A 20,143-nucleotide genomic window follows, 5' to 3' on the forward strand; every position below is an offset into this window, starting at 1 on the left:
CCGAGGGTGACCTTGACGGCGTCGGCCAGCGTGTCTACGCCGCGCTGGATGCCCTCGCGGGCCTCCTGGTCAAATGCAATCAGCTTTGGCATAGGGTTAATCGCCTACTTTTACTTCTCGATGACAGCGAGCAGGTCACGGGCGGACAGCAGGAGGTACTCCTGGCCGTCGTACTTCAGCTCGGTGCCGCCGTACTTGGAGAAGATGACGGTGTCGCCCTCGTTGACGCCAACCGGGACGACCTCGCCCTTGTCGTTGGTGCGGCCCGGGCCGACAGCGACGACGGTGGCCTCCTGCGGCTTCTCCTTCGCGGAGTCCGGGATAACCAGGCCGGATGCAGTGGTGGTCTCAGCTTCAACGATCTGGACGAGGACCTTGTCCTCCAGCGGCTTAATGTTTGCCATGATGATTTCCTCCAAAGTGTTCCTAGTGCGCGTCCACATGGACGCGCGCGTGCCGGTTGTGGGTGTCCAGCACAGCCGTCGTCGCGGGTGAACAACTGTGGGTCAAAACAACCTGCCTAGCACTCTACCCTCGCGACTGCTAGCCCTCAACGTTGTGGGCCGCTAACCCGTTCGCCCTCCGCGAACGACGCGGCTCGGGTGTGTACAAAGCCGGCCAACGCCAGCTTGACGACGCCCAGGGCAATAAACATTGCGCCGAATATTACGGCGAAGGACGGCCACCACAACTCCTCTACCAGCGTTCGACCGAAGGAAGCCTGTGGGGTGAGCAGGTGCTGGAGGGGCAGGAGCGTCGCCAAACACAGCGCCCAGACCACGCCGGCCGCAGTCAGGGTGAGGCACGCCGCCTCCCCCACTTGCACGCGCGCCCAGGCCGAGGGGGCGGCGCCCGCCAAGGTGAGGCCACGAATATCGGCCGCGATGCGCCCGTGCATAAGCAGCGAGGTAAGCACGGCGCCCACGATGCTAGGTGCGAAGACTGGACCCAAAAGGGCGAGGAAGGCCTGCCACGAGGACAGGGTGCCTCCGGCGCCTGCGTCGTTCCCAAAGCGCAGGCCCGAGCCGACGGCGACGATAAAGCCGCCGACGAGCACCCACGGCACGATGTGCGGGGTGGAAAAGCTTCGGCGCACGCGCACATTAGCCCCAGCGATGCCGGCCGCGCGGGTCCATTGATCCAGGACGGGCATAAGCCAGGGCAAAAAGAGTGCGACAAGGATGACCAAACCCATCTCGGCCGAGAGGAGGTCGCCGGGATCATCGATGTGTAGGCATCCATAGACCGTACTGCCGACAGCAACGGACGCGAGCAGGAATTTCACCATGAGCCATGCTGGGTGCGTGGCGGCCCGCGGCCGGAACACGCGGCGCAGTGGAGGAAGCGCGCCAACCAGGGCCGCGGACATACAAACAACTACTGCAATGACTACGACCTGGCCAGTAATAGCAATGTCTGGCAAGGGGATGCCGTCGCTGCGCAGGGCGCGCACGCACGGGGCAAGCAGAGGGAGGGCCGGCAGCACGCCGAGCAGCCCGGCGCCCGCGCTGACCACCGCGACTTGGCCCAGAATGAAAAACAGGATCACCCACCCAGGCATGCCCACCATGCGCCAGGAACGGTAGACCGGTTCGCGCTCGGCGATAATAAGGCGCATCTGCGAGAGCGTCACTAGCACCACCACGCACAGTGACATACCCAGCACCGTGCCGCCCAGTTGGCCGGCGGGGTTTTCTTCGGCTCCGGGGGAAGCGACCAGCATGGCTAGCGCTAGGGTGCACGAGGTGGAAGACACCACCAGGGTCAGCGCTACGGCCAGCCACGATAGCCAATTGGACTGTAAGTCCTTAAGCCACACCAGCATGGGCCACCTCCTCCAAGGAAATGACCCGGTCGGCCGCCTCGGCGGCAAGGTGCGAGTGAGTCACCATGATCACGCTGGCTCCATCGCGGGCAACGGCGCGAAGGTGGGAAAGGACGGTGGAAGCGGTGGCGTCGTCAAGCGCGCCCGTGGGCTCGTCAGCGAAGATATAGGGCGCTTGGGCCAGCAATGCCCGGGCGACAGCCACGCGTTGCTGCTGCCCACCAGAAAGCTGTGCGGGCAGGCGGCTCTCCAATCCAGCGAGACCGAGCGAGTCGAAGACCTCTGCCACCCGGCCGCGTGCAGGGCGCCGTCCGGAAAAACGCGCCGTCAAGGTAGCATTGCGTCGCGCGTTGAGGGATTCCAGCAGGTTGTAGTCTTGGAATACAAATGCACGCTGCTTGCGCCCCGGCGCGTTGACTCGGCCGGAAGTGGGCTTATCGAGCCCGGATAGCAGGTTCAGGAGCGTGGTTTTGCCGCTTCCAGATGGCCCCATGATGGCAACGAATTCGCCTGGGGCGATAGACACATTGACGCGATTAAGCACGGTGCGGCGGCCGTAGCGCTTACTAAGATTTTCTGCTTTTAACATGCCTTTGATTCCACTCGGCCACGCACGACAATGACATGGGGCGGGCTGCCCGGAAAATGGTGGAGCTAGCTCCACTGCCCTTCCACCGGCATGGCGGATAGGGTCGAAAACTATGCGAACCTTCAAAGCTTGTGCGTGGAGCCTCCTCCTCGGCATGCTGTGTATCCCAACCTTGGTGATTTCGGTGCTGATGCTGCCGTGGATCCCGTTGGTGGGTCGCGCCGCGGAACTTGTCGGCCGGTTGGGCGCGCAGTGGATGGGCGTGGAAATTCCACCCCGGCGCGCAGATCGATGGTTTGATTGGCAGCAGTTCTATCACCTTGTGTTGCAGTTATTGATTTCGGCTGCATGCTTTACCGCGTGGACGGCCCTGGGTTTCACAGCGGGTGTGCTAGCGATAACGCCATTCGTACCTAAGGCCGAGTTCTCCGTTGGCGAGTGGTCCACCTCCAACCGACCGCTCATTTTCTTAACCTGCTGGCTGGCTGCCCTGTTGCTTGTGGTGTTACTGGTAGGTCTCAACCGCCTCTTGGTCTTAGTGTCGGTCTCGCTGACCCGACTGGCATTGAGTCCTTCGGCCGAGGAAATGGCGGCCTCGCGTGCCACGCTTATCGATGCCTTCTCCGGCGAGCGCCGCCGCATCGAACGCGAACTGCACGATGGCCCGCAGCAGTACCTCACCGCGCTCAAGCTCAACTTGGCCGCGGCAAAACTACAAGCCCCGCCCCAGGCACAACAGGCCTTGACTGACGCAGAACATAATGCCTCTTTGGCTCTGGCTTCATTGCGGGCGACAGTGCGTGGCATTGCGCCGCAGGTGCTTTTCGATGACGGGCTTATCCCCGCCCTCGACGAGTTACTCGCCCATTCCGGGCTTGAGACCACACTTCGCGTAGAGGGCGCCGAGAGCTCGATTGACGAGACCACAGCATTGCTGGCTTACCATGCAGTCGCCGAGGCGCTCACAAATGCCTCTAAGCACGGCGCAGCCACCGAAGCCGTGGTAACGGTCGCTTTTAGGGATATGCTGCGCCTAAAAATCGTAGATAATGGCACGGGCCCCACGGACGAAGAGCCGGACGGTGAGAGTGCAGCTGTGGGTTCGGGCACGGGCCTCGCCGGGCTGCGCGAGCGTGCTGCTGCACTCGGCGGCACAGTAACCTTTGGTGCTGATAGCACCAATGCTACAGGTAAAGGCGGCGGCCAGCTGCTGGTCAAACTACCGCTGAAGGAGGCGGAATGAAGCTACTACTCGCAGAAGATTCCGCGCTCCTGCGCGCGGGTCTGGAGCAACTACTCGGTGCTCTCGGCCATAGCGTCACGGCGGTCACAGATGCCGAAGCACTGCGCGCCATCGCAGGGCAGGAAGACTTCGACCTCATTATCAGCGATGTGCGCATGCCGCCCACGATGACCGATGACGGGCTTCAAGCCGTGCACGATCTACGGGCAGCCGACCCCACCCAACCCGTGGTGGTGCTGAGCCAATACGTAGCGGCGAGCTATCTCGACCGCCTCCTGGAGCACGGCGGATTCGGGTACCTACTCAAGGAGCGCGTTTCTGATGTTGAAGAATTCGTGCGCACGCTTAACGATGTCGCCCGCGGCGGCACCGTGGTGGACCCAGAGGTGGTCACGGCGCTGCTTTCTGCAAGGCACACTGGTCTAGCCCGACTCACCGCTCGCGAGCGGGAGGTACTGGGGCTTATGGCCCAAGGATTGAGCAATAAAGACATTGAAGACACACTCGTCCTTACCTCCGGAGCAGTAAGCAAGCACGTCTCCAATGTATTTATAAAGCTCGGGTTTCGACCCGAGGACTCCAACCGGCGGGTGAAGGCCGTATTGGCATGGCTGCGCCACACCGGGCGCTAGAAAAGCGCTGAGGCCCTACAAACAAGGGCTGGAATTAGACCTGCCGGTGGGAGTTCAGCACAGCCGCACGCCACAGCTGGTACTCCTCCGGGTTGTCCTCGTGGTAGTTCTTCACCGCGCGGATGCCGTGCTCCACGGCCTCGGCGACCTCGTCGATGTTCTTGTCGTCGCCGTCGGCAGCAACGAAGATAACCGGACCGCAGATGGAACGGATTGGGTCCTGCAAGAAGGCGGAATTGCCGGTCGCAGCTGCATTGCGCGCCAGGGAAGCCACCGGGTTCGGGTCGGCGCCTTCAGCCTTGGCGTTCGGGTTAAACAGCGCCGCGTAGGTCTGGCCATCATCCTGGAAGGCCACAGAGACGCGATCCTCGGTGGTGCCGCCGAGGAATTGATTTGCGTGCTCGAGCTCAAACTCGATGGTGCGGCGGGACAGATCGGGGTTAACGAGGAATCCAGTGGTCATAGCGGTGTGAGCTCCTTATGTGCGAGCGAGGCAATTATCGGTCATCACACTACCTGCACCCCGGGGGTTGCGCATCCGCTAGCGCGCAGCAGCCACGAGCGGCACTTCCACCTCAAGCTGTGTATCGGTCCCGCATGCCAGGCCGGAGGGTTCTGCGCCTTCGTGGATGAGCTGGGCGGCCACCGCCGCGATCATCACGCCATTATCGGTGCACAGCTTGAAGCGCGGCACACGCAGCTCGATGCCCGCGGATTCGCAGCGCTTCGCCGCCAGTGCGCGCAGCCGCGAATTCGCCGCCACGCCACCGCCGAGCAGCAGTACCTTGGCGCCAGTGTCCTGGCAGGCGCGCACGGCCTTGGCGGTCAGCACATCTGCCACCGCCTCCTGGAAGGAGGCACACAGGTCCTCAACCTGGACCGTCGCGCCCTCGCGCTCGGCTTTTTCCACGTGGCGCGCTACTGCCGTTTTGAGGCCGGAAAAGGAGAAGTTGTGGCGGTTGGGCCCGCGCAGGTCCTCGGCCTTGGACAAACCACGCGGCAAATCGATGGTGGGCTCGCCTTGGGCGGCCAGCTTATCGATGACCGGCCCTCCCGGATACCCCAAACCCAACAGGCGGGAGACTTTGTCGTAGGCTTCGCCGGCGGCGTCGTCAAGCGTGGTGCCCAGTTCCTTCATGGGTTTGCCCACGGCTTCGACCTCGAGCAGCTGGGTGTGGCCGCCGGAGACGAGCAGCGCCACCGAGTGCGGAAGCTCATCGCCCTCCAGGTTGGCCACCGCGACGTGCCCGCCGAGGTGGTTGACGCCGTAGAAGGGCACGCCCCACGCGGAGGCGAAGGCCTTGGCTGCCGACGCCCCGACGAGGAGCGCGCCGGCCAGTCCCGGCCCCACGGTGGCGGCCACTGCATCTGGCTTCTCGACGCCCGCCTCCTCCAGCGCCGCCTTCATCACCTGCGGCATCGCTTCGAGGTGGGCGCGGGAGGCAATCTCCGGCACCACGCCGCCGAAGCGCGCGTGCTGCTCCATGGAGGAGGCGACGACGTCGGCGCGGATCTCCATGTGGCCGTTGTCAGACAGCTCGATGATTCCCACGCCGGTTTCGTCGCAGGAGGACTCGATGCCGAGGATTAACATCTCTCACTCTTTCGTGGTCGGTACATGGTGTGGGCGTCCGCGCCGGAGGGCTGGTAGTAGTTGCGGCGCAGGCCGTTGATGACAAAATCATAAGCCTCGTAGAGGCGGATGGCGGGATCGTTGCCCACGCGCACTTCGAGGAAGATGGGGGCGTCGTGGGAATCTGCGAGCTCGACGATGGCGTCCATCATCAGCCGCGCGATGCCCTGCCGTTGGGCCGCAGGGTCGACGCCGATGGTGCGGATTTCGTATTCCGGCCACGCCGCGGGCCCCATCCGCCCCACGCCGGCGTAGCCGAGAGCTTCGCCGCGGTTGACGTTATGGCCCACGCGGTTGACGTTATGGCCCACGCGGTTGTCGTTGTGGTCATCGCGGTTGACGCTTGCGTCAACCGCCCAGTAGGTTGTGTGCCCCGCCGCGATTTCCTGCTCGAAGGCACGCGCCGGCCAGGGAGTTTCACCGGGGAAGAGTACTTTTTCTAGTTCGGCGCAGCGGGGTGCGTCCTCAAGCACGAGCGGACGCAGCCTCATGATGCCGGTGTTTCCCCGATGCCGCCGACCAAAGCGGCCGAGCGCGGCTTCGCCTTCGGCTCCACGGCATCGGGACGCCGCAGGTACAGCGGGACGAGCGGCGCGGGCTCGGCAGAAAGATCAGCGCACGCAACCAGTCCCGCCGCGCGCGGGGTAGCCCACTCGCGGGGAAGGCCGGCGATACCTTCCGGAAGGCGCGGGGCAATAGACTCGGGGAAAACCAGGCGCGTGGTATCCGCGCCCGACACCCCAGCGGCGCCCAGTTCCAGGGCCTCCGGCTTCGACACGTTCGGGCCGCTGAGACGCTTACCGTCGGCGTAGGTGGCCCAGTAGACCTCTTTGCGGCGGGCGTCGATAGCCACCAGCCACTCCCCCGTGCGCCCGTGCGCAATGGCATCCAATGTGCACACGCCATGCACCGGCAGGTGAAGAGCCACCCCCAGAGCGGAAGCGGTAGCCATGCCCACGCGCAGGCCGGTAAACGGTCCGGGCCCCGTGCCGACGACGATGGCGGAGAAGTCGGAGTAGGTCAGGGAGGCGTCGGCAAGCAGCTCCTCGATAGCGGGGATGAGCTGCTCGTTGTGAGCGCGCGTGCCGCTAATGACGCAGTCGATGCTCTCCCCGGTGTCGGTATCAACGATGCCCGTCACCAGGTCCGTGGTGGCGGTATCGAGTGCAAGAACCTTCATTAGCCTGCGAGGTGCCAGTCGGTATCGACGTAGTCGGGATTGTTCTTACCCATCTGCTCCACGTAATCCTGGGTATCGCGAATAAACTGCAGCGGCTGGCCCTGCTGGAACGGCAGCAGCGGCGGGATGTCCTGCTTGGCTGCTTCCGGCGACTTCAGCTGCTGCAGCAGACCATCGCACAGGTCCACCTGTGCGCGCGGGAGCTTCTCCGCCTTGAATTCACCGGTCTGCGAAGCCAGCAGGATGTAGTTCACGTCATCAGGCACGGCCCCGTCGGCGAAGTCAATGTTCAGGTTCTTCGTCTCCACGCCGCCCTTCTTGAGCTGATTTTCGGTGGCACCCGGGCAGACGGCGGCGACCGCACCCCACTCCTGGCCGTACACATCCTGCGGAATGAACATGGCGAAGTCCAGGTTCTTCGGGTACGCGCTCAGGGACTGGGCAACGGTCGACGGCTCCTTCGTCTCCGCCTGCGCTGGCCGGACCATCGGCAGCACGATGAGGGCGGCAAGGAATACGGCGAAGCCGCCGATAACGACAGTGGTGATGAATTGACCAAGCTTGTTCATAAAGGTGTTTTAGCTCCTCACGCGGGGGTAGCGGGAATAAACAGTACGGGGATATCCTACGCGACAACCATCAAACAATAATCAAGGCCAAGACCTGGCACATGAGAATCTTTCCGATCATCGCCGTGGGGTACACGGTGGCATAGCCGCGCTCTGCCAGCTGAGTACCGGTTTGCGGGTTGAGGTAGGCCATGATCGCCGGGTTCGTGGTCATGCCGGCGGCGATGCCCATCGACTCATCAAACTTGAGGCGCAGCGCCAGCATGGACACCGCAACGATGCCGATGGCAGACACCAGCGACAGCACAATGCCCACGCCCATGTACTTCAGGGAGGTCGGATCCGACAGCGCATCACGGAACTGGCCGCCTGCCGACGTACCCACGCCCGCCAAGAACAAGGTCAAACCCAGCGTGGAAATCGTCTGCTTCGCGTGGAAAGGAAGCTGCCAGTTAATTGGGCCCGAGCGGCCCAGCGCGCCCAAGATGAGGCCAACGACGATGGGGCCGCCACCAAAACCGAAGGACAACGTGGTGCCGCCCGGAAGCGGAATCGGAATAGCGCCGAAGAGCAGACCGATGAAGAGGCCTAGGGCAAAGGGCAACAAATCGACGTTGCCGAGCTTGGCTTCGGAGTCACCGAGGAAACGGCGGACGTCGTCAAGCCTGCCCGGCGCGGTGATGACGCGCACGCGATCGGAGTAGTTCAGGACGGTCTCTTCGTTCGGCACGACGTCGGAGTCGCCGCGGCGCACGCGCGCGATGAGGAAGCCTTCCTTCACAGTGTCCAAGTCCTTGAGCTGATAGCCCGCAACACGTGGGCTGGACACGGTCAGGCGCCGGTAGACCAGGCCATCCTCCTCATGAAGGTTGATGTGGATCTCCTCACCCAACTGGGAAATCGCGCTATCCAACGCGGGCGCGGTGCCGTTGAGTAGGAATTCCATACCGGCGCGCAGCGGGAGCTCCGGGTAGGCCAGGTCGTGCTCGTGCGGGTTGTTGACATGGCGGGTGGCGATGACGCGCTCGCCGGTCACCTCTTGGAGGTCCCCCACCGTTGCGTCGAAGTCACGGTTCAGGCGCACTGCCCGCCACTCGAGCGGTTCTGCGATCATGCCCTCGGCGCGTGCGTCCTCAATGTGGTTCACGCGCAGCACCTTGGCGCCAATCGCGGCAACCAGAATGGTTCCGATGATGCAGCCCGGGTAGGCCAGGGAATAGCCCACCACCGGGGTGCTATCGCCACCCAAGGCTTCGACGACCGCGGCCATACCAGGCGTCGAGCTCACCGACCCCGCCAGCGTGCCCACGCTGATCGCCGGGTCGAGATCAAACATGCGCATCGCCAGGGTGGTCAGCCCCGCCAACACGAAGAAGAAGACGATGACCACCATGGACATCTTCCATCCACGCCGGCGGAAATCTTGGAAGAAGCTACGGCCGAAGTTCAGGCCGATGACATAGACGAAGATGGCCAAACCAAATTGATACACGAACGCCGGGACCACGATGTCTGGGTTGGCCGCGGACAATCCCAGGGCCACGAACATCGCAGCGGCGGCGCCGAGCGAGATGCCGAAGACATTGATCTTGCCGACGGCTAATCCCACCGCTATGATCAGAAAGAGCGTGAGCAGGGGCTGTTCAGCAAGGAAAGCCAGCACGTTAATTCACCCATTTCCATGTGAATACGCGGACGTCATCGTCCGAATCGCGGTTGATTGTAACGGCGAGGTACGAGTCAGATAGCCGCTCCATGAAGCCCCCGCCCCATTCGGCGACGACGACGGCGTCCTCTATTTCGGTGTCTAAGTCTAGACTGTCCAGCTCCCCCAACGGATCCTCTGAATGATCCAAGAGGCGGTAGGCATCCACGTGCACCAACGTCGGCCCGCCCACGCGCGAAGGGTGCTCGCGCGCAATGACGAAGGTCGGCGACGTCACCCGCCCCTTCACCTGCATTCCGCGGGCAATGCCCTGCGTGAAGGTGGTTTTCCCGGCGCCCAGGGGACCATCAAGAATTACCAGGTCCCCGGCCTCTAAAGCCGCGCCCAGCTCCTCGCCGAAGGCCTGAGCATCCTCCGGCGTTTCGGCCTCGCGGCGTCCTTCGTGTGGAAAATCACTGCGCATCGCTAGCTCCTTCGCGGTATGTGCGCTGGGTGCGCCCGGTGGGGCGGCACAGTATTTCGTAGTTGATGGTCCCGGCTGCCTCGGCCAGTTCGGTAGCGCTCATGCCGCCACGGCCAAAGATAACGGCTGTCTCCCCGGCGCGCACACCGTGGGGATTGGCCCCAAGGTCGACGACAATTTGGTCCATACAGACCCTGCCCACCTGCGGGTAGAGCTCGCCGCCGATCCCTACCTGCAGCGCCCCTTGAAAGGCTCGCGGCAGGCCATCGGCATAGCCCACGCTGACGGTGGCGAGTTGACGGTCGCTATCTGCGGTCCAGGTCAGGCCGTAGCAGGTGGACTCCCCCGCCGAAATCGGCTTCACCGCGACGACGGACGCTTCCCACGTCATGGCGGGCTTCAGCTCATGGTCGCGCCCGGCCACCGGTTCGAGCCCATACAGGACCAGCCCGACGCGCACCTGCTCGAAGCGCGCCGAGGGGCGGGTCAAGGCCGCGGGCGAGTTGGCTAGGTGGTTCAGCGGGCACTCAAGCCCGACCTCACGGGCAAGCGCTAGGGCCTGGCGGAACTCCGATTCCTGATGATCATTGTGCGGGTGCTCCGGCTCGTCCGCACAAGCAAAGTGGGACATGAGGCCCAGGACGGTGATGTGGGGGGCGTCGGCAAGCAGGCGGAAGGTCTCCTCCCACGCGTGCTTGTCGACGCCCGAGCGGTGCATCCCCGTCTCCACCATCACGAAGACCTCGGTGGGCGCATCAGTGGCGGCGATGAGCGCCTGCGCGTGCGCCAAAGAAGGGATGCCGATCTGGATTCCGGCGGCTAGGGCCGGGGCGAGGTCCTCCGTCGGCTCCCACAGCCAGGCGGCAATGGGAAGGGTGTCAATGACCTTCCGCAGCGCCACGGCCTCGGCCAGCGTGGCCACCCCGAAGGCGTCCGCTCCCGCCTTCGCCATGACCGGGGCGCAACGCTCGATGCCGTGGCCATAGGCATCCGCCTTGACCACGCACATGAGGCGGGCCGGGGCCACCGCCTCCTTCACGCGAGCGACATTGTGGGCAATAGCGTTGAGGTCAACGGTGGTTTTCAACATGCCCACCATTGTGCCACTTAAGGGTGCGGCGCTATTCGACGGTCACCGACTTCGCCAGGTTGCGCGGCTGGTCCACGTCGTAGCCCTTGGCGGTGGCTACACCGCAGGCGAAAATCTGCAGCGGCACGGTGGCAAGCAGAGGCTGCATAAGCGTCGGCGCCTTCGGGATGCGGATGATGTGGTTGGCGTAGGCCTCGACGGCCTCGTCGCCCTCTTCCGCGATGACGATGGTGATGGCGCCGCGGGCGCGGATCTCCTGGATATTGGAGACGACCTTGGAATGCAGGGAATCCCGGCCGCGCGGGGAAGGCACGATGACGAAGACCGGCTGGCCCTCTTCGATGAGCGCGATGGGGCCGTGCTTGAGCTCGCCGGCGGCGAAGCCCTCAGCGTGCAGGTAGGCGATCTCCTTGAGCTTGAGCGCGCCCTCCAACGCGACGGGGAAACCGACGTGACGGCCCAGGAAGAGCACCGACTTGGCGTTCTCCATGGCGTTGGCCAGGTCGTAGACCTGTTGCTCGTTGTCGATGATTGCCTGAACCTTATCGGGCATATCACGCAGATCCTCGAGGACGGAGTTGACCTCATCGGAGAACATGTTGCCGCGCAGGCGGGCCAGGTAGAGGCCCAGCAGGTAGGTCGCGGTGATCTGCGCCAGGAAGGCCTTGGTGGAGGCCACGGCGATCTCCGGGCCGGCGTGGGTGTAGAGGGCAGCGTCGGACTCGCGCGGGATGGAGGAACCCTGGGTGTTGCAGATGGCGATTACCTTGGCACCCTGCTGACGGGCGTGGCGCACGGCCATGAGGGTATCCATGGTCTCGCCCGACTGGGACAGGGCCACAACCAAGGTCTTTTCGTTGACGATCGGATCGCGGTAGCGGAACTCGTGTGCCAGCTCCACCTCGCACGGGATGCGGCACCAGTGCTCGATGGCGTAGCGCGCGACGTGTCCTGCGTAGGCGGCAGTGCCGCAGGCGATGACGATGATCTTGTCGATGGACTTGAGCACCGACTCCTCGATGCGAATCTCATCGAGGACCAGGTTGCCGGTCTCATCGAGGCGGCCCAGCAGCGTATCGCGCACGGCTGCCGGCTGGTCGTGGATTTCCTTCTCCATGAAGGAGTTGAAGCCGCCCTTTTCGGCCGCGGCGGCATCCCACTTAATCTCGAAGGGCTTGCCCTGGGCGGGGTTGCCCGCATAGTCGGTGATCTCGACATCATCCGCGGTGATGGTGACGACCTGATCGTTGTCCATCTCCACGGCGGACTTGGTGTAGTCGATGAAGCCGGAGACGTCCGAACCCAGGAAGTTCTCCCCGTCACCCAGGCCGATAACCAGCGGCGAATCGCGGCGCGCGGCCACGATGCGGTCTGCCTGTTCGGCGTGGATAGCCAAGAGGGTAAACGCGCCTTCCAGGCGCTTGCCGGTCAGCTGCATGGCCTTGGTGAGGTCACCGCCGGCCTCGTTGTGGAACACATCCGCCAGGAGGGTGGCGGCGACTTCGGTGTCGGTCTCGGACACAAAGTTGTGGCCCTTGGCCTCCAGCTCGGTCTTGAGCTCGGCGAAGTTCTCGATGATGCCGTTGTGAACGACGGCGAGCTTGCCGCCATCCACCACGTGCGGGTGGGCGTTCAGATCGGTCGGGCCACCGTGGGTGGCCCAGCGGGTGTGCCCGATGCCCAGGACGGAATCCCGAAGCGGACGCGCGGCGATTTCGGCTTCCAGCGCGGCGACCTTTCCGGCCTTCTTGCGCCAGCCGATCTTGCCATCGGCGTACATTGCGACGCCTGCTGAGTCATAGCCGCGATACTCCAGTCGACGCAGGCCCTCCAGCACAACGTCTAGGGCAAAGTACTCACGGCCATCGGTGTTATGGCCAATGTATCCAACGATTCCACACATAGGTCGAAATTTTACAGCATGATTTAACATGCCGAATCGCAAGGATCCTACTTAATCTCCCGCACTGTTCACCGCTTTGCTTATTCTTTCCTCTATTCTGTAAAGCGTGTCTGCGAATTTGAAGAAGCATCTCGGTACGTTGTCTAAGCGCGGCCCGCACCGCGTCCTCGTCGGAGACCTGTCTTATGCAGGGCTTGAGGGCAAGGTGTACACCCCGGTTGAGGGCAAGGGCCTGTCCGCCGTGGCGTTTGCCCACGACTGGACGAAGAGCATCAAGGACTACCACGCCACCCTGCGCCACTTGGCCAGCTGGGGCATCGTGGTGGTTGCTCCGGATACGGAGACGGGCGTCTTTGCCAAACACCGCGACTTGGCTGCCGACCTCGAATCGGCCTTGCAAATTGCCGCCGGCGTCAGGCTGGGTGCTGGCAAGATTTCGGTCTCCGCTTCCAAGCTGGGTGTCTTTGGCCACGGCATGGGCGGCGGCGTGGCTACCCTGGCTGCCGTGGATAACCCGAAGGTCCGCGCCGTCGCGGCCCTCTACCCCGCCGATACTTCCCCGTCCGCGGTTCAGGCCGCACACACAGTGAAGGCACGCGGCCTCGTTATTGGCGCGGGCCAAGATGATATCTTCCGCGCGGGAAACCCCGCGAAGCTGGCCAACGCCTGGGGCGGTCCGGTGGCTTACCGCGAAATTGCTAAGGGCACGCAGTCCGGCTTCAGCGAGGACAAGCTCTTCAAGTTGGCGCTTGGCTCCGGCTTCTTCCAAGGTTCCGCAGTCGAAACTGCCCGCGGCCTTGTCACTGGCTTCTTCCTGTCCACCCTCGCTGGCGAATCCAAGTACGACGACTTTGCGGCTGCCGACGCCTCCGCCAAGGGCGTCGAGAGCTTCGTCGGCGAAGACCTCACCAAACGCGCCGGTTTCTAGCACGACAGAAGAGGTTTCGACGAGCTAGCACCGCAAGGCGCACATGTGCTCCGATTAAAGCAGGACGATCGTTTATTCGTCCTGCTTTAGTCGTTTTAACCGAGGAACCTCAATGAAAAGCCAAGCGATAAGTGCAATGCCCGGCAGAAGCAACTGAGCGGCCGTCCACAGTTTTATGTGGGCCATTTCTCTGTCGTATTTAATCTCAATGCCAAGCACAACAAAAGCCACCAAGAGGTACAGCATGGGAAGAACGCCCCACAAGACGTCATAAAGCCAAGGAACTGTCATGCGGTCTTCCTCCAAACCCTGGTTGATACGTACAGCGATTACTCACGCCACGGTAGCACCTGGGGCTGCTGGCGCACAGAGGAGTTTCCCGGTTTCCGTGTCACCCGCGCCTGAGCACCGATTGCACTTGACCGCGCGGGCGGCCCCGCCCCTGCCCCTGGCTTTGGCCGTGCCCTACACCCCTGGCGGCTGGGCTTCGCCTCTGTGGGTCCGGGTGCACTTGGGTTTGGGCCGCGCGCTGCGCAGATCTTTCCAGCTCATCCTGTGCCTTAGCCATGGCTTTCTCAAACTCCAGTAGCCGTGCTGCTGTGCGCTCGCGGAATCCGCGCGCGAACTCATCAAAATCATTGTGCGGCATTACCACTGCCCTGCCTTTCGTGCGTGTACAGACGATGTCTCTGAGCTTTCTTGCGGCGCTATGTCTGGTGCAGCCTCAGTTGCGGGAGCTGGCCCTGGCGCTGGCTCGGGTGCGGGTGCTGGCGCAGGATCCGGTGCTGGCACCGGTACTTCCGCTGCTTGCATGTGTGCAAGCTTCTCCGGCGGTGCTTCTGGCTCCGGGACATTGTTCAGCTCCGGCGGTGGCGGCGTAACACCATTGTCAGGAGCAGGTTCCGGCGCAGGCGGCGGACAGGGCTCTGGTTCTGGCTGGGGTTCGGGCTCGGGCTCAGGCACCGGTACAGGTTCTGGTTCCGGCAGGTTTTCGATAAAGTCCACAGCCGCCTCGGCCAGAAGGCCCAGCCCCAGGATGGCAACCCCTACGCCGAGGATTCCCAAGCTTCCACAGCAGGATTCTTCAGGCTTGCACTCACCCGGCTCCGCAACTGGTAGCTGCTCTGGCGCCTCACAGTCTTCACCTTCTACTGGTTCCTCAGGGCACTCCTTCTCCTCAGCCACCGGCTCCATATCCTCCGGGCAGTCAATCACCTTCTGTTGCAGGGGTTCGGTGGGACTCTCCACCCCTGCATCGGCTGGCTTCGTGGTTTCTATTTCACGTTGCTGCTCACTGCAACCGCAGGACTGCGCTTCTTTCTCCGCATGGCAGCCGCACGGTGTGTGCTGCGCTTCTGGCGCAGTGGATTCCGGCTTAGGCTGCGCTACCGCCTCAGTTGGTGCGCTTGGAGGCTGGCTCGGTTTCGCAGGCTGTGGCTTCTCTTCATCCGGTGGGCACTCTTTTTCCTGCGCCGCAGCGGGACGAGTCGGCGCCGGTTCCTCCGGTGGCGCTACCGGTTTTTCAACCCCCTGCTCAACCGGTTGCTGCGGCGGGGCAGGTGTGGAAGGAGCCGGTGCGGGAGAAGGCTGCGCTGGCACAGCAGGTTCAGTGGACTGGGCTGGCTTCGTCGGCGCACAAGGCTCAGGCGCAGGTTGCGCACACTGCTTCGGTTTGTCCTCGCAGCCACATTCGGGTTCCGGCGGGGTCTCTGGGAGCTCGCGCTCACACACCTCAGAACAACGCCTCTCAAACTCGCCATAGCAATTCTCGATGGCAGTATCGCGGTCCCGGCAGGTCTGCGTAATAGTGTCATTCGTCTGATCGATCAGGTCCCCACCAATGCTCGAAATCACCGGGACGATGGCCTTCCCCAGAGGGTGCCGCTGCAATAGCATCGTCAGGATATTGAGCAGAGGAATGACCGCGGAGATGAGCTCTGCCACCGCAGAATCGGAAACATCGACCACATCCTCAATGGCCTCCGAGCACTGCTGCGCGGATTCCACTAGGTCATCGGCTTCCTCCCTTTCCTTCTCAAAGTCATCCTGCACGCCGCGCAGGTGATCCATGAGCGCTCCCCCGGCAAGCGATAGGACCGTCCCTAAAAGGAAATCCCGTAAACCATTGCCGCCACGCCGCGGGCGCCGAGCGCCCATCGCCGATGCGGTACTGCTAACCAGGTCATCCGTTTTTATCCCATCGACCGAGCCCACCATGTCCCCCAGCAGACCAATAGGTGTGCTGGGTCCGGAGTAACCTCCTAGGCTAGCGGCCTGGAACTGGGACACCGCCTGTGAATAATCACCTAGAAGTGACTTGACCATCGTGGACATCAGTTCATCCCCGCTTCCTGCTCACCAAGCTGGCCAGAAAGACCACGGTCGATCTCCCCGAAAGCACGCAGCTGTGCGCGTGCAGCATCCGCTGTGGCCGATATGTTGTCCAACCGCCACGCTCCGCGCTCATGCAGCTGGCTCAGCAACGCCTGAATCTGCGCCCCATGCCCGCCGAAGTCCCTGCCCGCGGATGACGCGGGAAAGTTCGGTCTGTCCCCACGATGCGCGTCACTTTGGGCGCGGGTTTGGTCCACGACGGCGTCGAGAAGCCGCGTGGCTTCGTCCTCATCAAAAAATACGTCGGGCATGAGCGCCCTCCTTCTCGTCCACAACAAACAGTGATTCCTGCCCTTATTGGACTGAGAAACCTCCCCTCCGGTTCCCCCATCACCCACAAAACACGAAACCCCAGGCCACATGGCCCGGGGTTTAGCGTGGGTGCGTAGAACTAGACTGCAGCAACAACCGCAGCGAGCTTGCCCGCCACCTTGCGCGCCTGCTCTTCTTCAGCAGCCTCCACCATGACGCGGAAGAGCTCCTCCGTGCCGGACGGGCGCAACAGAACGCGGCCTGTGTTTCCAAGCTCCGACTCGGCGGCAGCGATAGCTTCTTTGACCTCAGGAGCCTTAAGAATGACGGTCTTATCGGAAACCGGCACGTTAATGAGCACCTGCGGCAATACCGTCATCACGGAAGCCAGCTCCTTGATGGACTTCCCGGACTTCGCCATGCGCGCCATGATGGACAGGCCGGTCAGCGTGCCATCACCAGTGGTGCAGTCATCCGGCAACACCACGTGGCCGGACTGCTCGCCGCCCAGGGAATAATCGCCGCGGTTGAGCTCCTCCAGCACGTAGCGGTCACCCACGGCGGTTTCCTTGACCTCGATGCCCTGTTCCTGCATGGCCAGCTTCAGGCCCAGGTTCGACATGACGGTAGCCACCAAGGTGTTGAAGCGGAGATCGTTGTCTTCCTTCATGCCCACGGCGAGGATCGCCATGATCTGGTCGCCGTCAACAACGTTGCCCTCGGCATCCACGGCCAAACAGCGGTCAGCGTCGCCGTCGTGAGCCAAGCCCAGATCGGCGCCGTGCTCGACGACGGCCTCCTGTGTCTTCTCGATGTGCGTCGAACCGCAGTCCTCGTTGATGTTGAAAGCGTTGGGCTTGTTGTGAATGGCAATGACCTCAGCACCCGCAGCCTCGTAGGCCTGCGGTGCCACCTTGGAGGCAGCACCATTAGCGGTGTCGACGACCACCTTGATGCCGCTCAGATCCGTGGTCACGACCTCGGCCAAGTGCTTGAGGTAGCGCTCGCGGCCGTCGGGGGCCTCCGAAATGATGCGACCAATCTTGGTCGCAGTAGGTCCGTCTTCGGTGAGGCTTCCCATGGCAGCCTGGATGCGATCCTCCACCTCATCAGGCAGCTTCTTACCGCCCGCGGAGAAGAACTTGATGCCATTGTCCGGCATCGGGTTATGGGAGGCGGAGATCATCACGCCGAGATCTGCCCCAAAGTCATCGGTGAGGAACGCGATAGCCGGGGTAGGCAGCACGCCGACGCGTACGACGTCGACGCCACGCGATGCTAAGCCCGATGCAATCGCCGCATCCAGCATCTCACCCGACACGCGCGGATCGCGCCCGATAATCGCGAGCGGTCGACGCTCATAGGACTCACGGTCCGAGGTCAATACCTCCGCCGCCGCCTGTCCCAAGCGCAAGGCCAGGATCGGAGTGAGCTTCTTGTTCGCTAGGCCGCGAACTCCATCGGTTCCAAAAAGTCGAGTCATAGTTGTTCATTATGCCTGCTACCCCATAGCTTCCGCAGATCGGGCCACCAACGATGTCTGTCTATGACTCGCGGCTTCACGTTGTGCACGCCCTACACAAAGCGAAAGCCGCCGCCTCCGTACTAGGGAAGCAGCGGCTTTCGAAAATGCAGTGCGCGAAGATTAACGCTTGGAGTACTGCGGGGCACGACGTGCCTTGTGCAGACCAGCCTTCTTGCGCTCCACGGCACGAGCGTCACGGGTGAGCAGGCCGGCCTTCTTGAGGGCCGGGCGGTCAGCCGGGTTGTAGACGTTCAGTGCGCGGGCGATAGCCAGACGCAGAGCGCCGGCCTGGCCGGTCGGGCCACCACCGTTGACGGTGACCTTAATGTCGAACTGGCCATCGCGCTCAAGGATGGTCAGCGGCTGCAGGATGTCCTGCTGGTGCAGCTTGTTCGGGAAGTACTCGTCAAAGGCACGGCCGTTGACGGAGATGTTTCCGGAACCAGCAACGAGGCGAACACGAGCGATGGCGCGCTTACGGCGACCAACGGTCTGGATCGGGCCCTCATGGATAGCCGGGGCAGCGGTCTCAACCTCAGCCTCGGTATCGGTTGCCAGGGAATCACCGATGGTGTTGGTGAACTCCTCGGTAGCGGCGGTTGCTGCAGCGATGTCGGCAGCGTCGGCTACATTGTTGTCGATGTTCTGCTCGGTCATTACTGTGCCACCTGCTTAAACTCAAAGGTTTCCGGCTTCTGGCCGGCGTACGGGTGCTCCTCGCCCACGAAAACGTGCAGCTTCTTGATGGAGGCGTTGGAAAGCTTGTTGTGCGGCATCATGCCCTTCACAGCTTCCTCGATAACGCGGACCGGGTTGGCGTCCAGGGACTGACCAAGGGTCATGGACTTCAGGCCGCCCGGGTAACCGGAGTGGCGGTAGCGCATCTCGCGCTCGCGCTTGTTGGAAGAAATGTGGATCTTGTCCGCATTCAGGATGATGATGTGGTCGCCGCAATCAACGTTCGGTGCGTACTGGGGCTTGTGCTTGCCGCGCAGCATGTCAGCCACGGTGGAAGCGAGCTTGCCCAGAACCACGTCGGTAGCGTCGATGACGTACCACTTGCGGGTGATGTCACCGCTCTTCGGGTGGAAAGTAGACAAAATGACTCCTTGAAAGTCTGTCTCGGAACTGCCGGCCATCGCTATGTAAGCCTTGACGCGGTACATACAGCGGCCGGTGGAGACCTGCAGCCCGCGCGCACCCACTAACGACGGGGTGCGGACACATAGGTGTTTCACTTTAGTACGCAGCAGTTTGAAAACCCAAAACGCCGATATCGCCCCTCACCAACGCCTCCACCTCAATTCATTCGGGGTGGGGGTAGAGACAGAAACGTTGATGAAAAGCGATACCGGCGCCTTTCACTGGGCGGGCGGTAGAAACTGAGTCAAGGCGGCGCGTCCAGCCCTTCCATTCCCTGCGCCTTCCTTTCCTAGCCTCCGCGCCTTCCTACCTACCGCTCATCACTCATGGTGGTGAATGGTGTTAAAGAAAAAGCTCACCCACCCAGTTCAAGACTCACAGCCGGGTCGGTTTATCCCCAGCTGGCGGCAGCGCGACGGTTGACGTCACTCATGTTGTCGTTGCCCTGGGAGACCGTGGTGGAGATGGTCGCCAGCACCGTGTTGAGCTCGGCGGCCGCCTTATCCCACTTAGCTTGCGCCGCGTTATATGCCGCAGCGGAATCTCCCTCCCAGGTCGATACCATCGGCTGCAGGGTGGCCTTCAGGTCACCGAGAAGTCCATTGATGCGACCGGAGGTGGAGTTGATGTCGGCTGCGGCGCCGGCGATGGCGCCGAACTGATACTTGATTCCAGACATTGCGTGTTCCTTATCTTCTGTGTGCTCGTGTGTAATTCAACGTGTGCTGTAGTCAGTGAACGCAGCTAGCGCTACAAGGCCAGTCCCGCGCCGCCGACGTTCTCGAAGGACTGGGCGTTATCCGCCTCAACCGTGTCGAAGTTGCGGGCATTATCCCTGATGTTTTCGCTGATGGCGGTCAGCGCCTCACGCAGCTGCTGCGCGGAGGAGTTGTAGCGCTGCATCAGGTTGTCAAAGGAAACCTGCGCGCGGCCTGCCCAGCTGCCGCGAACGGAATCCACAACACCCTGCAGACGGGTGAGCTCACCCTGTACCTCGTCATTGGTGGAGTCGACGCGGCCGGCGGTGGCCACCATTACGTCGGCTTCTGTGCGGAACGTTTGAGTCATGTTCTTCTCTTTCTGTCTTGTTCCCTACCTGGGGTATATC

General features: G+C 62.7%; 23 protein-coding genes. 3 read left to right on the plus strand and 20 right to left on the minus strand.

Going from position 1 to position 20,143, the window contains the following annotated elements; all coding sequences use genetic code 11:
* Positions 1-110: 110 nt before the first annotated feature.
* The 3 genes from groES to HMPREF2967_RS04335 all read right to left on the minus strand — a co-directional run bounded on the left by groES (position 111) and on the right by HMPREF2967_RS04335 (position 2,414).
* Positions 111-410, minus strand: coding sequence for a co-chaperone GroES (gene groES, locus HMPREF2967_RS04325; RefSeq protein ID WP_167595557.1), 300 nt, complete (start codon positions 408-410; stop codon positions 111-113).
* Between the two features lie 140 nt (positions 411-550).
* Positions 551-1,825: an FtsX-like permease family protein gene (locus HMPREF2967_RS04330; protein ID WP_070685164.1), complete on the minus strand. Its 1,275-nt coding sequence runs from the start codon at positions 1,823-1,825 to the stop codon at positions 551-553.
* Entirely contained in the window at positions 1,809-2,414 is a 606-nt protein-coding gene (locus HMPREF2967_RS04335; RefSeq protein WP_070685166.1) for an ABC transporter ATP-binding protein, read from the minus strand. The genes HMPREF2967_RS04330 and HMPREF2967_RS04335 overlap by 17 nt, the downstream gene beginning before the upstream one ends.
* A gap of 112 nt (positions 2,415-2,526) precedes the next feature.
* On the opposite strand from HMPREF2967_RS04335, the gene HMPREF2967_RS04340 reads away from it, so the two are divergent.
* Positions 2,527-3,657 (plus strand): sensor histidine kinase, encoded by a 1,131-nt coding sequence (locus tag HMPREF2967_RS04340; protein WP_070563773.1) that lies wholly within the window; start codon positions 2,527-2,529, stop codon positions 3,655-3,657.
* A complete protein-coding gene (locus HMPREF2967_RS04345) occupies positions 3,654-4,289 on the plus strand; it encodes a response regulator (RefSeq protein WP_070685168.1) in 636 nt (211 codons plus the stop codon). Before HMPREF2967_RS04340 ends, HMPREF2967_RS04345 begins: the two co-directional genes overlap by 4 nt.
* 34 nt (positions 4,290-4,323) lie before the next feature.
* Here the strand turns inward: HMPREF2967_RS04345 and HMPREF2967_RS04350 are convergent, their stop codons facing one another.
* From HMPREF2967_RS04350 to glmS, 9 genes are all read right to left on the minus strand, one after another.
* Positions 4,324-4,752 carry a hypothetical protein gene (locus HMPREF2967_RS04350; protein ID WP_070527889.1) on the minus strand — a complete coding sequence of 143 codons (429 nt, stop codon included), beginning with the start codon at positions 4,750-4,752 and terminating at the stop codon, positions 4,324-4,326.
* 78 nt (positions 4,753-4,830) lie between these two features.
* On the minus strand, positions 4,831-5,883 hold the full coding sequence (gene tsaD, locus HMPREF2967_RS04355) for a tRNA (adenosine(37)-N6)-threonylcarbamoyltransferase complex transferase subunit TsaD (protein WP_070685170.1): 1,053 nt from the start codon (positions 5,881-5,883) through the stop codon (positions 4,831-4,833).
* Entirely contained in the window at positions 5,877-6,413 is a 537-nt protein-coding gene (locus HMPREF2967_RS04360; protein WP_070565011.1) for a GNAT family N-acetyltransferase, read from the minus strand. Before HMPREF2967_RS04360 ends, tsaD begins: the two co-directional genes overlap by 7 nt.
* The gene (tsaB, locus tag HMPREF2967_RS04365; protein ID WP_070565014.1) at positions 6,410-7,102 is read right to left on the minus strand and encodes a tRNA (adenosine(37)-N6)-threonylcarbamoyltransferase complex dimerization subunit type 1 TsaB; all 693 of its coding nucleotides are present in this window, start codon (positions 7,100-7,102) and stop codon (positions 6,410-6,412) included. Before tsaB ends, HMPREF2967_RS04360 begins: the two co-directional genes overlap by 4 nt.
* On the minus strand, positions 7,102-7,671 hold the full coding sequence (locus tag HMPREF2967_RS04370) for a hypothetical protein (RefSeq protein ID WP_070685171.1): 570 nt from the start codon (positions 7,669-7,671) through the stop codon (positions 7,102-7,104). Before HMPREF2967_RS04370 ends, tsaB begins: the two co-directional genes overlap by 1 nt.
* 70 nt (positions 7,672-7,741) lie before the next feature.
* Positions 7,742-9,334 (minus strand): aspartate:alanine exchanger family transporter, encoded by a 1,593-nt coding sequence (locus HMPREF2967_RS04375; RefSeq protein ID WP_070685174.1) that lies wholly within the window; start codon positions 9,332-9,334, stop codon positions 7,742-7,744.
* 1 nt (position 9,335) lies between these two features.
* Positions 9,336-9,800, minus strand: a complete 465-nt coding sequence (gene tsaE, locus HMPREF2967_RS04380) for a tRNA (adenosine(37)-N6)-threonylcarbamoyltransferase complex ATPase subunit type 1 TsaE (RefSeq protein WP_070563754.1) — start codon at positions 9,798-9,800, stop codon at positions 9,336-9,338.
* Complete coding sequence (gene alr, locus HMPREF2967_RS04385) at positions 9,790-10,896, minus strand: alanine racemase (RefSeq protein ID WP_070563967.1); 1,107 nt, start codon at positions 10,894-10,896, stop codon at positions 9,790-9,792. The genes tsaE and alr overlap by 11 nt, the downstream gene beginning before the upstream one ends.
* 25 nt (positions 10,897-10,921) lie before the next feature.
* The gene (gene glmS / locus HMPREF2967_RS04390) at positions 10,922-12,793 is read right to left on the minus strand and encodes a glutamine--fructose-6-phosphate transaminase (isomerizing) (protein WP_070685176.1); all 1,872 of its coding nucleotides are present in this window, start codon (positions 12,791-12,793) and stop codon (positions 10,922-10,924) included.
* Between the two features lie 106 nt (positions 12,794-12,899).
* On the opposite strand from glmS, the gene HMPREF2967_RS04395 reads away from it, so the two are divergent.
* Positions 12,900-13,721, plus strand: coding sequence for a dienelactone hydrolase family protein (locus HMPREF2967_RS04395; protein WP_070685178.1), 822 nt, complete (start codon positions 12,900-12,902; stop codon positions 13,719-13,721).
* Between the two features lie 72 nt (positions 13,722-13,793).
* Here the strand turns inward: HMPREF2967_RS04395 and HMPREF2967_RS04400 are convergent, their stop codons facing one another.
* The 8 genes from HMPREF2967_RS04400 to HMPREF2967_RS04440 all read right to left on the minus strand — a co-directional run bounded on the left by HMPREF2967_RS04400 (position 13,794) and on the right by HMPREF2967_RS04440 (position 20,103).
* Positions 13,794-14,012, minus strand: coding sequence for a hypothetical protein (locus HMPREF2967_RS04400; RefSeq protein ID WP_070521584.1), 219 nt, complete (start codon positions 14,010-14,012; stop codon positions 13,794-13,796).
* Positions 14,013-14,369: 357 nt separating this feature from the next.
* A complete protein-coding gene (locus HMPREF2967_RS13505) occupies positions 14,370-16,055 on the minus strand; it encodes a prolipoprotein diacylglyceryl transferase (RefSeq protein WP_070685180.1) in 1,686 nt (561 codons plus the stop codon).
* Positions 16,055-16,366 (minus strand): hypothetical protein, encoded by a 312-nt coding sequence (locus HMPREF2967_RS04415; protein WP_070563739.1) that lies wholly within the window; start codon positions 16,364-16,366, stop codon positions 16,055-16,057. The genes HMPREF2967_RS13505 and HMPREF2967_RS04415 overlap by 1 nt, the downstream gene beginning before the upstream one ends.
* A 140-nt stretch (positions 16,367-16,506) precedes the next feature.
* Positions 16,507-17,850, minus strand: coding sequence for a phosphoglucosamine mutase (gene glmM / locus HMPREF2967_RS04420; RefSeq protein WP_070685181.1), 1,344 nt, complete (start codon positions 17,848-17,850; stop codon positions 16,507-16,509).
* A gap of 162 nt (positions 17,851-18,012) precedes the next feature.
* On the minus strand, positions 18,013-18,549 hold the full coding sequence (gene rpsI / locus HMPREF2967_RS04425) for a 30S ribosomal protein S9 (protein WP_070521636.1): 537 nt from the start codon (positions 18,547-18,549) through the stop codon (positions 18,013-18,015).
* Entirely contained in the window at positions 18,549-18,992 is a 444-nt protein-coding gene (gene rplM, locus HMPREF2967_RS04430; RefSeq protein ID WP_010189505.1) for a 50S ribosomal protein L13, read from the minus strand. Before rplM ends, rpsI begins: the two co-directional genes overlap by 1 nt.
* Before the next feature lie 434 nt (positions 18,993-19,426).
* Complete coding sequence (locus tag HMPREF2967_RS04435) at positions 19,427-19,714, minus strand: WXG100 family type VII secretion target (RefSeq protein WP_070521638.1); 288 nt, start codon at positions 19,712-19,714, stop codon at positions 19,427-19,429.
* A gap of 71 nt (positions 19,715-19,785) precedes the next feature.
* Positions 19,786-20,103, minus strand: coding sequence for a WXG100 family type VII secretion target (locus HMPREF2967_RS04440; RefSeq protein ID WP_070521640.1), 318 nt, complete (start codon positions 20,101-20,103; stop codon positions 19,786-19,788).
* Positions 20,104-20,143: the final 40 nt, after the last annotated feature.

It is taken from the genome of Corynebacterium sp. HMSC059E07 (assembly GCF_001814395.1).
GTDB classification, from domain to species: domain Bacteria; phylum Actinomycetota; class Actinomycetes; order Mycobacteriales; family Mycobacteriaceae; genus Corynebacterium; species Corynebacterium hesseae.